This is a genomic window from Microbacterium paraoxydans (assembly GCF_019056515.1).
Lineage (GTDB): Bacteria > Actinomycetota > Actinomycetes > Actinomycetales > Microbacteriaceae > Microbacterium.
On record NZ_CP064873.1, the window covers coordinates 3,352,899 to 3,365,692 of the forward strand.

The 12,794-nt window shown below is 70.4% G+C and carries 13 protein-coding genes; 4 read left to right on the forward strand and 9 right to left on the reverse strand.

The annotated features are described in order from the left end of the window. Window positions 1-32 precede the first annotated feature (32 nt). Genes IZR02_RS16465 through IZR02_RS16485 form a run of 5 tightly spaced genes read right to left on the reverse strand, consistent with a single transcriptional unit; the run spans window position 33 to window position 5,240 of the window. The gene (locus IZR02_RS16465; RefSeq protein ID WP_025102817.1) at window positions 33-872 is read right to left on the reverse strand and encodes an ABC transporter ATP-binding protein; all 840 of its coding nucleotides are present in this window, start codon (window positions 870-872) and stop codon (window positions 33-35) included. Next, a complete protein-coding gene (locus tag IZR02_RS16470) occupies window positions 865-1,680 on the reverse strand; it encodes an ABC transporter ATP-binding protein (protein ID WP_025102818.1) in 816 nt (271 codons plus the stop codon). The genes IZR02_RS16465 and IZR02_RS16470 overlap by 8 nt, the downstream gene beginning before the upstream one ends. Beyond that, window positions 1,677-2,588 (reverse strand): ABC transporter permease, encoded by a 912-nt coding sequence (locus IZR02_RS16475; RefSeq protein ID WP_025102819.1) that lies wholly within the window; start codon window positions 2,586-2,588, stop codon window positions 1,677-1,679. The genes IZR02_RS16470 and IZR02_RS16475 overlap by 4 nt, the downstream gene beginning before the upstream one ends. Beyond that, window positions 2,585-3,646 (reverse strand): ABC transporter permease, encoded by a 1,062-nt coding sequence (locus tag IZR02_RS16480; protein ID WP_025102820.1) that lies wholly within the window; start codon window positions 3,644-3,646, stop codon window positions 2,585-2,587. The genes IZR02_RS16475 and IZR02_RS16480 overlap by 4 nt, the downstream gene beginning before the upstream one ends. Window positions 3,647-3,656: 10 nt before the next feature. Further along, the gene (locus IZR02_RS16485) at window positions 3,657-5,240 is read right to left on the reverse strand and encodes an ABC transporter substrate-binding protein (RefSeq protein ID WP_062765825.1); all 1,584 of its coding nucleotides are present in this window, start codon (window positions 5,238-5,240) and stop codon (window positions 3,657-3,659) included. A 151-nt stretch (window positions 5,241-5,391) separates the two neighbouring features. Between IZR02_RS16485 and IZR02_RS16490 the strand changes: the two genes are divergently transcribed. Beyond that, a complete protein-coding gene (locus IZR02_RS16490; RefSeq protein WP_234024180.1) occupies window positions 5,392-5,979 on the forward strand; it encodes an Lrp/AsnC family transcriptional regulator in 588 nt (195 codons plus the stop codon). 1 nt (window position 5,980) lies between these two features. Here IZR02_RS16490 and IZR02_RS16495 read toward each other — a convergent pair whose 3' ends face one another. Then, window positions 5,981-6,340, reverse strand: coding sequence for a hypothetical protein (locus IZR02_RS16495; protein ID WP_231729533.1), 360 nt, complete (start codon window positions 6,338-6,340; stop codon window positions 5,981-5,983). 65 nt (window positions 6,341-6,405) lie between these two features. Between IZR02_RS16495 and IZR02_RS16500 the strand changes: the two genes are divergently transcribed. Both IZR02_RS16500 and IZR02_RS16505 read left to right on the forward strand, forming a co-directional pair. Next, window positions 6,406-7,311: a hypothetical protein gene (locus tag IZR02_RS16500; RefSeq protein ID WP_025102824.1), complete on the forward strand. Its 906-nt coding sequence runs from the start codon at window positions 6,406-6,408 to the stop codon at window positions 7,309-7,311. After that, a complete protein-coding gene (locus tag IZR02_RS16505; protein ID WP_025102825.1) occupies window positions 7,308-8,396 on the forward strand; it encodes a hypothetical protein in 1,089 nt (362 codons plus the stop codon). Before IZR02_RS16500 ends, IZR02_RS16505 begins: the two co-directional genes overlap by 4 nt. Before the next feature lie 224 nt (window positions 8,397-8,620). Here IZR02_RS16505 and IZR02_RS16510 read toward each other — a convergent pair whose 3' ends face one another. After that, window positions 8,621-9,934 (reverse strand): glycosyltransferase, encoded by a 1,314-nt coding sequence (locus IZR02_RS16510; RefSeq protein ID WP_025102826.1) that lies wholly within the window; start codon window positions 9,932-9,934, stop codon window positions 8,621-8,623. A 63-nt stretch (window positions 9,935-9,997) separates the two neighbouring features. Here IZR02_RS16510 and IZR02_RS16515 point away from each other — a divergent pair, with 63 nt between their 5' ends. Next, window positions 9,998-10,636, forward strand: a complete 639-nt coding sequence (locus IZR02_RS16515) for a TetR family transcriptional regulator (protein ID WP_025102827.1) — start codon at window positions 9,998-10,000, stop codon at window positions 10,634-10,636. Between the two features lie 4 nt (window positions 10,637-10,640). Here IZR02_RS16515 and IZR02_RS16520 read toward each other — a convergent pair whose 3' ends face one another. Together IZR02_RS16520 and IZR02_RS16525 are read right to left on the reverse strand one after the other, a co-directional pair. Further along, entirely contained in the window at window positions 10,641-11,387 is a 747-nt protein-coding gene (locus IZR02_RS16520; RefSeq protein ID WP_025102828.1) for a 3-hydroxybutyrate dehydrogenase, read from the reverse strand. Continuing rightward, entirely contained in the window at window positions 11,384-12,769 is a 1,386-nt protein-coding gene (locus tag IZR02_RS16525; RefSeq protein WP_025102829.1) for an MFS transporter, read from the reverse strand. The genes IZR02_RS16520 and IZR02_RS16525 overlap by 4 nt, the downstream gene beginning before the upstream one ends. Between the last annotated feature and the right edge of the window lie 25 nt (window positions 12,770-12,794).

Here is a 12,794-nt window from a genome sequence, read left to right on the forward strand (position 1 = left end):
GCGCACGCTCCGGCCCTTCGCCGTATTCGGCGTCAGTAGGCGACGGGAGGAACCTCGGCCCAGACCGCGCGGTCGTCGGCGGAGGGCGCCTCAGGGATGCGCCCCGTGCCGTCGGGCTCCGGGATCGCGGCGAGCAGCGCCTGCGTGTAGGGGTGCCGCGGCGCCGCCCAGAGCTCGTCGGTCGGCCCGGACTCGAGCACCCTCCCGCCGAACATCACGAACGTGCGGTCGGCGATGCGGCGCACGACGGCGAGGTCGTGGGAGATGAAGAGCATCCCCGCGCCGGACTCGGCCACGAGATCGCGCATCAGTCCCGCGACACTCGTCTGGGTGGACGCGTCGAGGGCGGAGATGGGCTCGTCGGCCACGAGCAGCGAGGGCCGCGCGGCGAGGGCCCGGGCGATCGCGATGCGCTGCTTCTGGCCGCCGGAGAACTGATGCGGGAAGCGGGTGCGCACCTCGGCGGGCAGTCCCACCCGCTCCAGCCACTCCTCCACGGTGGAGCCGGCGGCACCGCGCGCACGGGCGGTCGCGATGCCGTCGGAGATCTGGTCGCCGATCCGCCGGCGCGGGTTCAGCGAGGTCGCCGGGTCCTGGAAGACCATCTGGATGCCGGTGAGCGCCGTGTCACGACGACGGATCCCCAGCGGCGCGACGGGGGCGCCGCGGAACGACACGGTCCCGGCGGCGGTCTTCTCGATCCCGACGACGGCGCGGGCCAGGCTCGACTTGCCGCTGCCGGACTCGCCCACGAGGGCGACCGTCTCCCCCGCCGCCACGCTCAGCGAGACGCCGTTCACCGCGATCACGGGCGGGGTGCCCGGGTACCGCACCACCACGTCGCGGGCGTCGAGGACGCTGACCTCACTCATCCGCAGCCTCCTCGGGGCTCTCGTCGATGCGCGACCCCGGCAGGGCCGCGAGCAGCATGCGGGTGTACTCGTGCTGCGGAGCGCGGAAGAGCGTCTCCCGATCGGCGAGCTCGACGATGCGGCCGTCCTTCATGATGGCGACCGTATCCGCGATCGCGCTCATCACGCCCAGGTCGTGGGTCACGAGCAGCACGGCGAGGTTCCGCTCGGTCGCGAGGTCGCGCAGGAGCTTCAGGATGCCGGCCTGCACCGTCACGTCGAGGGCGGTCGTCGGCTCGTCCGCGAGCAGCACCTCCGGGTCGCACGCGAGGGCGCACGCGATCGCGATGCGCTGCCGCTGTCCGCCGGAGAACTGATGGGGATACCGCTTCAGGGCCTCGGCCGGGTTCGGCACCTGCACGGTCTGGAGCAGCTCGACCGCCCGCTCGCGCGCAGCGGCGCCCTTGAGTCCGAGGTGCACGCGCATGTGATCGGTGAGCTGACGGCCGACCGGCAGCTGCGGGTGCAGCGAGGCCGACGGGTCCTGGAAGACCATCGCGATGCGCTTCCCGCGGACGCGGTTGAGCCCCCGGCGGTTGCGACCGACGAGCTCCTCCCCCGCGAGCAGGATCGAGCCGCCGGTCTTCGCCTGTCGCGGCAGGAGGCCGAGCACCGCCAGGGAGGTGAGCGTCTTACCGGAGCCCGACTCCCCCGCGAGGCCGTGGATGCGCCCGGGTTCGAGCTCCAGGGACACGCCCTTCACCAGCGGACGGCCGATGTCGATCGTGAGGTCGCGGATGCTCAGCGTCGCCGTGCTCTGCGCGGTCATGCGGGCACCCCCGTCGCGGAGGCGGTGTGCTCCGCCTGCTTCTCGTGTGTGATCTCGGCGGTCGGGTCGAGCACGTCGCGCATCGCGTCGCCGAGGAAGTTGAACGCGAGCACCACGGTGAGGATCGCGAGGCCGGGGAAGACTCCGAGCCACCAGGCGTCGAAGTTCTGCATCGCCCCGGAGATCATCGACCCCCACTCCGCCGTCGGCGGCTGCGCACCGAGACCGAGGAAGGAGAGCCCTGAGAGGAGCAGGATCGCCGCGCCGATGTCGAGCGTCGCGAGCACGAGGACCGGGCCGGCGATGTTCGGCAGGATGTCGACGAAGAGCGTGCGCAGCGGCGAGTGGCCGAGCAGGCGGCCGGCGATCACATAGTTCTGCCCGCGGAGACCGAGCACGATGCTGCGGGTGACGCGGGCGTACTGCGGCCACGAGACCACGATCGCGGCGATGACGGCGTTGAACAGCGAGGGGCCGAGCGAGGCCGCGACCACCATGGCGAGGATCACGGTCGGGAAGGCCATGAAGAGGTCGGTGATGCGCATGAGCGTCTCGTCGACGGCGCGCCCGAAGTACCCGGCGACCGCACCGACGAGGGTACCGATGATGAGGGCGGCGATCACGAGCATGAGCGCGAGCGGCAGACTCACCGTCGCGCCGGTCATCAACCGGGAGAAGATGTCGCGGCCGTTGCCGTCGGTACCGAGGATCGTGTCGATGCCCGGCGGCTGCAGGCGCGGCAGCACCTGCGCGTTCGGCGGGTAGGGCACCCACCACTGCGCGGTGAAGGCGACGATGATCCACGCACCGGCGATGACGGTGCCGATGATGCCGAGCGGAGTGCGCCAGGCACGCGGCCAGCGGAAGCGGAAGCGTCCGGCGGGGGTCGCTGCGGCGATGCGGCTCATGCGATCCTCACTCTCGGGTCGAGCACGCCGTAGAGCAGGTCCACGATGAAGTTGATGAGGAGGTAGATGACGCCGACCACGAGACCGACGCCCATGATGCCGGGCAGGTCGAGGTTGGCGGCGGAGTTGTAGGCGTACGTTCCCAGTCCCGGCCAGGCGAACACCGACTCGACGAGCACGGTTCCGGAGAGCAGGGCCCCGAACGCGACACCCACCACGGTGAGGATCGGCAGCGAGGCGCCCCGGAGCACATAGTCGATGATGACGCGCATCGCCGGCAGGCCCTTGGCCCGGGCCGCGCGCACGTAGTCGCTGCCGAGGACCTCGAGCACCGACGTGCGGATGAAGCGGGTGAGCAGCCCGATGGTCACGAGCGAGAGCACCATGACCGGAAGCGCGAGGTGCGCGAGGGCGTCGAAGAAGCCCACCGCGTCGCCGTTGAGCAGGTAGTCGACCGTGTAGAGCCCGGTCACGCGCGGCGGCGGGGTGATCGACGGCGAGATGCGTCCGGAACCCGGGGCGATCCGCAGCTCCAGGAAGAACACGTAGAAGCTGACCAGAGCGAGCCAGAAGGTCGGGACGCTGAGCCCGACGAGCGTGACGACGCGGATGACCTGGTCGGTGACGAGGCCGCGGCGGTAGGCGGCCAGGGTGCCGAGCACGATGCTGACCGCGAGGCTGACGATGATCGCGCCGATCGCGATCTCGATGGTCGCGGGCACGGCGGTGGCGAGGTCGCTGGTGACCGGGCGTCCGGTCACCAGCGACGTGCCGAGGTCCCCGCGGAGCAGGTTCCCCATATAGATGAAGTACTGCACGAACAGTGGCTGGTCGAGTCCGTTCGCCTTGATGAACGCCTCGCGCGTCGCGGGGTTCTGCGACGCGCCCTCACCGAGCGCGGCCGAGACCGGGTCTCCCGGCACCAGGTTGGTGAGCGCGAACGTGACGATCGTCACGCCCACCAACAGGAGCAGAGAGGTCCCGGCCCGCCGCAGCAGGTATCCGACGAGAGGCGAGCGGCGCCGCTGCGCCTGCCTCTGCACGGCCACTGTCGTCATGGCGATCCGCTCAGCCGGCCGGCTGGATCTCGGCGATGTCCATCTCCCACACGGAGTTGTACACGGCGCCGGACACGCTGGAGGCGGAGGAGATGTTGCGACCGGGGACGATCAGCGGCACGAACGGGCCCTCGGCCTGCATGGCCTCGGCGAACTCGGTGAAGGCCTCGGTGCGCTGCTCGGCGTCGGTCGCGGCGGCCGCACCGGCGGCGATGCCCGCGATCTCCGGGTTGGCCTCGGCCGCCCAGCCGGCGCGGAGGCCGACCTTCAGACCCGGGGCGAAGGGGAGGAAGTTCGCCGAGTCGGCGTAGTCCGGACCCCAGAACCACAGGCCGAAGCCCTCGGTGCCGTTGACGTACGCATCGAGCTCGGTCGCGAACGGTGCCGGAGCCAGGTCGACGGCGATGCCGGCGTCCTCGAGCTGCGCCTGGATGCGCTCCGCGAGCGGGGTGAACTCCACGCCGCCGACCGGGTAGTCGTTCGGGAACTGGAGCTTGAGGGTCTGACCGGTGTACCCGGCCTCCTCCAGCGCGGCCTTCGCCTTGTCGAGGTCCTGCTTCACGCCGCTGTCGAGGGCGCCCTCGAACCCGGGCGGGATGACGCCGGTCGCCTGGACGGCACCGGCGCCGGCGAGCTCGAGCAGCGCGTCGTAGTCGAGCGCGTAGCGGATGGCCTCCGCGATCTTCACGTTCGCGAGGTCACCGCCGGCCTCGCCCTGGTTGAGCAGCAGGAAGATGGTCTGGCCGGACGGGACCGAGTCGACGCTGATGTCATCGCCGAGACCGGCGACCTGGTCGCCGTTGAGGTCCATCGCGACCATCGAGTCGCCGCCCTTGAGGTTGGCGAGCTGGGTCGCGCTCTCCGAGACGTTGCGCACGACGACGCGGCTGTAGGCCGACTCCTCGTCGCCGTTGTACTCGTCGTTGCGCGTGAGCACGACCTGCGAGCTGAGGTCGAGCGTGTCCAGCACGAACGGGCCGGATCCGGCGGACTCGCCGTCGAGGAAGCCCTGGGCGCTGTCGGAGCCGTCGGTGCTTCCGCCGTTCTCCATCACGACGTCGGCGTTGACGATGCCGAGCGCCGGGTTCGCGAGGATCGCGGGGAGCTGCAGCAGCGGGGTCTCCGAGGTGAACCGGATGGTCTTGTCGTCGACCTCCTCGATCGTGAGGCCGCCGAGCAGGAAGTTCGGCTTGGCGTCTTCCATCCCCTGGATGCGCTGCAGCGAGAACACGACGTCCTTCGCCTCGACGGGCGAGCCGTCGGAGAACACGCGGTCGCCCTCGAGCGTGAACGTGAACTCGGTCGCCTCGTCGTTCTGCTCCCACGACGCGAGGCCCGGGACCGGAGTGGAGACGTCGGAGCCCTCGAAGTCGACGAGGGTCTCGTACAGCGCCTTCGCGATCATGTTGCCGGTCGGGTCGTACGTGTGACCCGGGTCGGCCGTCTCGATCGAGAACGCGGTGTCGATGACGAGGGAGTCGGAGCCCTGGGACGACTCGGAGGTGTTCGCCGAGTTCCCTCCCGAGCAACCTGCGAGCGCCAGGAGCGCGACGGCTCCGAGCGCGATGACCGGCGTGATACGGCGTGACGACATCAGGGCCTCCAAGGGCGAGGAGTACATTCGGGTCCGGTCGCCACCGATGTGGACGACCGGGGATCAGATTCGCATCATATGCGACGATGTGTCCAGCAAGTGCGCGTCACACAGGCACGCATTGTCGAGAACCTCGGATGTGAGGAGCAATATGTCCAGCAAGGACGCGGATCCGTCGAAGCAATCTGGACGAAGTGCCGCCCCTTTGGATGAGACGGCGTACAGAATCCTCGATGTGCTGCGCGATAACGGTCGCGTCTCGATCGCCGCGCTGGCCGAGAAGGTGGGCATCTCGCGGGCCAGCGCGTACACGCGGGTCGAGTCGCTCGTGCACGACGGCGTCATCACCGGATTCAGCGCACGCGTGGATCAGGCGAAGGCCGGGCTGTCGATCGGAGCCCTCGTCTTCGTGACCGTGATGCCGCAGGCCTGGGCCTCGTTCCGGGAGCGGATCATCGAGATGCCGGACGTGGAGTGGTGCGCGATCACGACCGGGGAGCACGACGCGATGCTGCTCATCCGCGCGGTCGACGTGAGCGGTGTGCACGAGTTCTCGACGGGAGTCATCGCGCAGCTTCCCGAGGTGCGGACGGTGGTCAGCGTCGTCGTGCTCGACGAGGTCATCCGGCGGCCCTACCTGCTGCCCGGAGACCTGCCGGAGCGGCAGACGGAGGTTCCGCTCGGGATGACGCGATGGACGCCCGCCTCGCCGGGGCGGGATGCGCTCCCGCCGCGCTGAGTCAGGCGGCCGGGATCTCCTCGACGACACTGAGCTGCGGGAGGCCGTGCATCTCGTAGTGCTCCACCAGACGGATGCGGCCGTCGTCGGTGAGCTCCAGCTCGCTCTCGCCATCCCCGGTGACCACGGTGCCGTCGGCCTTGAGCACATGGACGAACGAGACCCAGATCGTGTCGCCGGTGCGCGTGCCGACGAACTTCCCGAAGGTGACCGTGTCACCCTCGTAGCCGCCCCAGATCGCGCCGTCGCGTTCGAAGTACTCGAAGACGCTGGGGGCGTCGGGGTCGACGGCGGAGGTCGTGGACGAGACCATGCGGAAGCGTCGGCCGTCGAGGGAGGGGAGGGTGGCGGTGGCAGTCACCCCTCGATTATGGGGGATCGACGGCCGCGGCTCGCGTCGTCGGACGCGGCCGGTACCGTGGTCGCATGGAGTGGATCGCAGACCCCGGCGTCGGCGCGTGGCTGCGGGAGACCCTCGACGACGGTCTGGGGAGCATGCACGCGGTCGTCCCCCGCGGCTTCCCCGCGTACGCCCGGATCTTCCATCCCGCCACGGTGCGGGAGAGTCCCACGGCGGCGGGTTCCGACGTGCGCGTCAGCTGGGCGGACACCGCCGCCGCCTTCGGCACGACGATGCACGCAGAGGCGCAGTGGCACCGGATCGTGCGCACTCCCGTCGACGCCGACTGGCGGACCCGCATCGCTCCGGACGGCCGCGAGTTCACGGCGCCGATGGAGGGCGCGCTCGACAGCGACCTCGTGACGGTCCTGGGCGGGCACCTCGCCGCCCACACCGCGACACCGGACGACGGGGTCGTCGCGCTCTGGGAGGGATTCGGCGGTCTGGTCGGCTTCTTCGGAGACGGGCCGTCCCGTGTCTTCCTCACGTTCAGCGAAGACCCGCACCATCAGGCGATGCTCGACCGCAGCACGCACGACCCCTTCAACAACGTCTTCCGGAAGCCCACCTGGCAGGACGGCATCCTCTCCCGCGAGATCTCCGAAGGGCCCCGGCTGCAGCTCCCCGGGCGCGACTACGTGCTGTTCTCCGGGGGTGCCAGGGCCTTCGCGGATCCGGACTGGGTGCTCGGCGTGCCGTGGCGCGACCGGGTCGGCGAGGAACGCGGCTTCCCGCCCGCCGCCCAGAGCCCGAACATCCTGTGGCCCGCCGATCGCGCCTGGGTGATGGTCTCGGAGATCGACTACGACTCCACGATCGTGGCGGGCTCGCCCGACCTCATCCGTGCGATCTGCACGGACGAACGTCTGGAGGCGAAGGCTCTGCGCGCGGGTGCCGACCTCACGTGGGACGCCGACGAGGTCAACCGATGACGTCTCCGCAGGCATCGGCGTCGTTCGATGCGCGTCCCCTCACCGATCCGGTCGACCCGGCCGCCGTCCGCGCCTTCACGGCGGAGCTCCGGTCCCGGCGGACGACCGGCATGGCGGTGTCGTCGATCATCGCCGTCGTGGCCGTCGCGATCGCCGGGGTCGTGATGCTTCCGATCCTCGCCTCCGTGGTGGTGGCGCTGGCAGCGGGAAGCGGCTCCCCCGCCGCGGCGGCGATCCCCCTCGTGCTCCTCCTGCTGGTGGCCGCGGGGGTGGGCGTGCTCATCTGGATGGGCGTCCGCAACGCGCGCACCGCGCGGTACCGCCTGCACCGGTTCGCCCAGGCCAACGGCATGACGTACGAGCCGCGCGTGGACGATCCGCCGCTCCCCGGGATGATCTTCCATCTCGGCCGCTCGCGCATGGCGACCGATCTGGTCCGCGGCACGAATCCACGGTTCGTGGAGTTCGGCAACTACCAGTACACGGTGCAGTCCGGGAAGAACTCGACGACGTATCGCTGGGGCTATGTGGCCGTGAAGCTGGATGTGCCCCTGCCGAACATCGTGCTCGACGCGAAGGGCAACAACGGCTTCGGCTCCAACCTGCCGGCCTCGTTCCAGCGGGCACAGCGCCTGTCGCTCGAGGGCGACTTCGACCAGCACTTCACCCTGTACTGCCCGGACGGCTACGAGCAGGACGCGCTCTACCTCTTCACGCCCGACATCATGGCGCGCTTCATCGACAACGCCGCGCAGCTCGACGTCGAGATCGTCGACGACTGGCTGTTCCTCTACACGCCCCGCCGCGCCTCCACGCTCGATCCGGCGACCTGGGCGTGGCTGTTCGGGGCGGTGGGGGCGCTCTTGACCAAGCTCGACCAGTGGGCGCGGTGGCGCGACGACCGCCTCGCCGCCGCGGCGACGCCCGGGGGCCACGCTCTCCCGTTCGCTGCGCCGGCCGGGATGATCACCCCACCGCCGGGGGTCGCGCCGCAGGGTCGGCGCCTCAAGCGCACGGGGACCTGGGTGCCGATCGTCGTGGTGATCGGATTCGCGGTCTTCTGGATGCTCAGCCGCTGGAACTGACGACGAACCCGATGTGGGGGTGGGTGCCGTTCTGGGGAACCGACGCCCACCCCATCCCCCCTCGGGATCGAAAGGAATTCGACGTTCCCTCCGCATTGACGGTTCGACCGTCCCGCCCGTGGTCAGCTGGGGACTGACGCTGCGTGGCGATACCGGGATGGTATACCGGCGGACGTTGCACCCGGTTGCGTTCATGCGCGGGAATGCACTTTCCCGCGCGGCGCTCAGCGGTGCATCGAGCTGTCGGCTGCGGCCCCGCTCGCGGTCTCCGCGGCCAGGACCGCGTCGAGCGTCTGCCAGGCGTCCGCAGCGCGCATCGCCTCTCCGACCTGCCGTGCGCGGTCGCGGAACGCCGGCTCGACGAGCACCCGGTGCACGGCCTCGGCGACCTGTCCCGGCTTCGGCGCGTTCGTCCGCAGGTTGATGCCCACGCCGGTCCACCCGACTCGGGCGGAGACCTCGACCTTGTCCTCCGTCTGCCCCGCGACCACCAGCGGGACGCCCTGGGCCAGCGCCTGCTGCACCCCGCCGAAGCCGCCGTTCGTGACGAACACGTCGACCTCCGGCAGCAGCCGGTCGTAGGGCAGGTACTCGGCGACGCGGACGTTCGCCGGGAGCTCCGCCGGGAGCGCCTCGACGGGGCGTCCACCGGTGGAGACCACCACGAGGGCGTCCGTCGCGGCGAGCCCGGCGATCGTGGGAAGCACGAGCTGGCCGAAGTCGGCGTTGGCGATCGTCCCCTGACTGACATGGATCACGGGCCGCCGTCCGTCCAGGTCGGACCACCACTCGGGCAGTGGCACGGTCGCCGCCGCCGCGGGCAGGGGGCCGGCGAAGTGCACGGACGCCGGGAGGTCGGAGCGCGGGTACTCGAACGCCGGCACCGAGAACTGCACGTACGCGTCCGCGCGGCCCGCCCAGTCGAGCACGAATCCGCCGAGATCGCGGCCGACCGCCTCGCGCGCCATGGCGTCGGCCTCCTTCTGCACGCCGCCGAAGATGACGCGCTCCGCCACGGTGCGGAGGAAGGCGTTGCGCATCCGGCCGAACGGCCCGCGCATCGGCGTGACTCCGAGCCCGAACGGGGCCGTGTCGACGCTGCGGGCGCCGAGCGGGAAGATGCCGAGGACCACGACCGGGGGCCGTTCGGCCTTCGGCAGCCGCTGCAGCAGCGCCGCACCGACGAACAGCGGTTCGGTGAGGACGGCGTCGACGCGGTTCCGCGCGAGCTCGACGCGCACGGCCTCGAGCTGAGCCCGCCCCGGACGAATGAACAGAGTGCTCATGTCGAAGCGGAGCGCAGCCACCCCGGTGAGACCTTCGCGCTCGGGGAACGCGCCGTTCGCGTCGTCGAGATCGACGTCGGCCTCCGCCGGCAGCGGACGGAACCGCGCGCCCGCCGCGGTCACCTGCTCCTCGTACCGGGTGCTCGTGAGGAAGAGGACCTCGTGCCCATCGGCGACCAGGTGTCTGGCGACCTGCAGCAGCGGGAGCACATGCCCGTGGGCGGGAGTGCAGGTGAGGAGGTAACGGGACATGGCGGCTCTCTCGATAGGGTTGGTTGTACCGTTGAAGTATTCATCACCCTCTGAGGAAAGTCAATGACGTCGACTGCACGCCCCTACCGCTCCGCCCTGCGGACCCGACAGGCCGAGGAGACCCGTGCGCGCATCGTCGCGGCAGCCGCCCGCCTGTTCGCCGCGCAGGGATACCAGGCGACGACGATCTCCGCGATCGCCAAGGAAGCCGGGGTCTCCGCGGAGACGGTGAAGACCACGGCGGCGAAGGCGGAGTTGCTCATCGCCGCCTTCGAAGTCACCTTCTCCGGCTCGGAGGCCGCCGAGACCCTCGCCGACACCGAGGCCGGCTCCGGGTTGACGACTCTGCCGGACGACGTCTTCCTCGACGCGGTCATCGCGCAGATCGGCGCGGCGAACGAGCGGGGGCATGCCCTCTGGACGGTCCTCCTGGGCGCGGCGCTCTCCGACCAGGTCGTCGATGCCGCCCTCCAGCGCATCCTCGAGAACCGGGCGGCGGACTACCGGGGGTTCGCGGCGGAACTGCAGCGCCGGGGCATCGTCGACTCGGACCACGACGGCGACGCCCTCGCCGACGTGCTGTCGTTCCTGCTCTCGCCGGAGAGCCACCAGCAGCTCGTCGTGCAGTCCGGATGGTCGCCGGAGCGCTATCGCTCCTGGCTGCGGAGCGCTGTGCTCGCCGCGGCCTCTCCGTCGGCATGACGACTCACCGCGCGGACCAGCCGCCGTCCATCGTGTAGCTCGCGCCGGTCACCATCCCGGCGGCGTCAGCGGCGAGCCAGACGGCAAGGCCGGCGACCTCCTCCGGCTCCACGAGGCGTTTGATCGCGGCTTCGGTGAGGAGCACCTTCTCCAGGACCTCGCTCTCCGGGATGCCGTGCACCCGCGCCTGGTCGGCGATCTGGCGCTCGACGAGAGGCGTGCGCACGTATCCGGGATTGATGCAGTTGCTTGTGACGCCGTGCGCGGCACCCTCCAGCGCCGTCACCTTCGACAGCCCTTCCAGGCCGTGCTTGGCCGCCACGTAGGCCGCCTTGAACGGCGAGGCGCGAAGACCGTGGACGCTCGACATGTTGATGATCCGCCCGAAGCCCCGCTCGTACATCCCCGGGAGTGCGGCCCGGGTCAGCAGGAAGGGCGCCTCGAGCATCAGCTGCACGAGGAGCGAGAAGCGGGCGGGGTCGAACTCCTCGATCGGGCTGACGTGCTGCACGCCCGCGTTGTTGACGAGGATGTCGGTGTCGAGGCGGAGTGCGGCCAGCGCATCGCGGTCGGTGAGGTCGACCTGCCACGCCTGCCCGCCGATCTCGTCGGCGAGGGCTTCGGCCGCGTCACCGTCGATGTCGGCGATCGTCACGCGGGCGCCCGCCTGCGCGAAGGCTCTCGCGCAGGCGGCACCGATGCCGCTCGCTCCCCCGGTGACGAGAGCACGACGTCCGCGCAGATCCGTCATGCGGCACTCGCAGCCGCGGTGCGGGCGTTCGTGCGGGCGGCATCCGCGTCGTCGATGGCCTGCAGGGACACGCCCTTCGTCTCCCGCAGCGAGAGCACCGCGATCGCCGTGACGATGCAGGCGAACACGATGTAGAGCGCGATCGGCAGCCAGGAGCCGAAGTCCCGGAGCCACTGGATCGCCAGGATCGGCGCCAGCGACCCGGCGAGGATCGCCGTGACCTGCGACCCCAGCGAGACGCCGGAGTACCGCATCCGCGTCGGGAACAGTTCGGCCATGACCGCCGGCTGCGGCGCGTACATGAACGCGTGGAAGCAGAGGCCGATGGTGACGGCGAGCACGATGAGCACGGGGTTCAGGGTGTCGAACATCGGGAAGGCGAAGAAGGCCCAGGTCGCGCTGAGGATCGCGCCGGTCAGGTACACGGGCTTGCGGCCCCAGCGGTCGGCGAGCCGTCCCGCCTGCGGGATGATCGCGAAGTGCACGACATGCGCGATGAGCAGAGCGAGCAGCAGCTGACTGGTGTCGTACTCGTGGACGGTCTTCAGGTAGACGATCGTGAAGCTGACGACGATGTAGTAGACGATGTTCTCGGCGAAACGGAGACCCATCGCCTGCACGATCCCGATCGGATACCGGCGCAGCACCTCGACGACGCCGTAGGAGGTGGCTTTCTCCGCCTCGACCTGCGCCTTCGCCTCCAGGAAGATCGGAGCCTCCTCGACGTTGCGGCGGATGTAGTAGCCGACGAGCACGATCACCGCGGAGAGCCAGAACGCGATGCGCCAGCCCCATTCGAGGAACGCCGCCGAGCTCATCGCCCACGAGCTCACGAGGAGCACGAGCGTGGCGAGCAGGTTGCCGACGGGAACCGCGGCCTGCGGCCAGCTCGACCAGAACGCGCGCGAGCGGTCGGGGCTCTGCTCCGCGACCAGGAGGACGGCCCCGCCCCACTCGCCGCCGACAGCGAAGCCCTGGATGAAGCGCAGCGCGACGAGCATCGCAGGCGCCCAGTAGCCGATGCTCTGGAAGCCGGGGAGGCACCCCATGAGGAAGGTCGCGGCGCCGACGATGATGATCGTGGCCTGCAGCGTGGGCTTGCGGCCGAAACGGTCGCCGATCTGACCGAAGACGATGCCGCCGAGCGGCCGCGCGATGAAGCCGACCGCATACGTCACGAAAGCGGCGATGATGCCGTCGAGCGGCGATCCGGTGGCCGGGAAGAAGTAGGTGCCGAAGACGAGGCTGGCGGCGGTCGCATAGAGGAAGAACTCGTACCACTCGACGACGGTGCCGGCCATGGAGGCGGCGACGACGCGCTTGAGCTTCGAGGAGGACGGGGCGGCGGCGGGGTGACCGGAGGCGCGGGTGGGGGCGGTCATTTCTCTCCTTCGGTGTCGACGGTGA

Excerpts from the sequence above, each read along its gene's own strand:
- IZR02_RS16485 (WP_062765825.1), bottom strand. The coding sequence starts at position 5,240 with ATGTCGTCACGCCGTATCACGCCGGTCATCGCGCTCGGAGCCGTCGCG.
- IZR02_RS16480 (WP_025102820.1), bottom strand. The coding sequence starts at position 3,646 with ATGACGACAGTGGCCGTGCAGAGGCAGGCGCAGCGGCGCCGCTCGCCT.
- IZR02_RS16525 (WP_025102829.1), bottom strand. The coding sequence starts at position 12,769 with ATGACCGCCCCCACCCGCGCCTCCGGTCACCCCGCCGCCGCCCCGTCC.
- IZR02_RS16465 (WP_025102817.1), bottom strand. The coding sequence starts at position 872 with ATGAGTGAGGTCAGCGTCCTCGACGCCCGCGACGTGGTGGTGCGGTAC.
- IZR02_RS16520 (WP_025102828.1), bottom strand. The coding sequence starts at position 11,387 with ATGACGGATCTGCGCGGACGTCGTGCTCTCGTCACCGGGGGAGCGAGC.
- IZR02_RS16515 (WP_025102827.1), top strand. The coding sequence starts at position 9,998 with ATGACGTCGACTGCACGCCCCTACCGCTCCGCCCTGCGGACCCGACAG.
- IZR02_RS16510 (WP_025102826.1), bottom strand. The coding sequence starts at position 9,934 with ATGTCCCGTTACCTCCTCACCTGCACTCCCGCCCACGGGCATGTGCTC.
- IZR02_RS16505 (WP_025102825.1), top strand. The coding sequence starts at position 7,308 with ATGACGTCTCCGCAGGCATCGGCGTCGTTCGATGCGCGTCCCCTCACC.
- IZR02_RS16475 (WP_025102819.1), bottom strand. The coding sequence starts at position 2,588 with ATGAGCCGCATCGCCGCAGCGACCCCCGCCGGACGCTTCCGCTTCCGC.
- IZR02_RS16500 (WP_025102824.1), top strand. The coding sequence starts at position 6,406 with ATGGAGTGGATCGCAGACCCCGGCGTCGGCGCGTGGCTGCGGGAGACC.
- IZR02_RS16470 (WP_025102818.1), bottom strand. The coding sequence starts at position 1,680 with ATGACCGCGCAGAGCACGGCGACGCTGAGCATCCGCGACCTCACGATC.
- IZR02_RS16490 (WP_234024180.1), top strand. The coding sequence starts at position 5,392 with ATGTCCAGCAAGGACGCGGATCCGTCGAAGCAATCTGGACGAAGTGCC.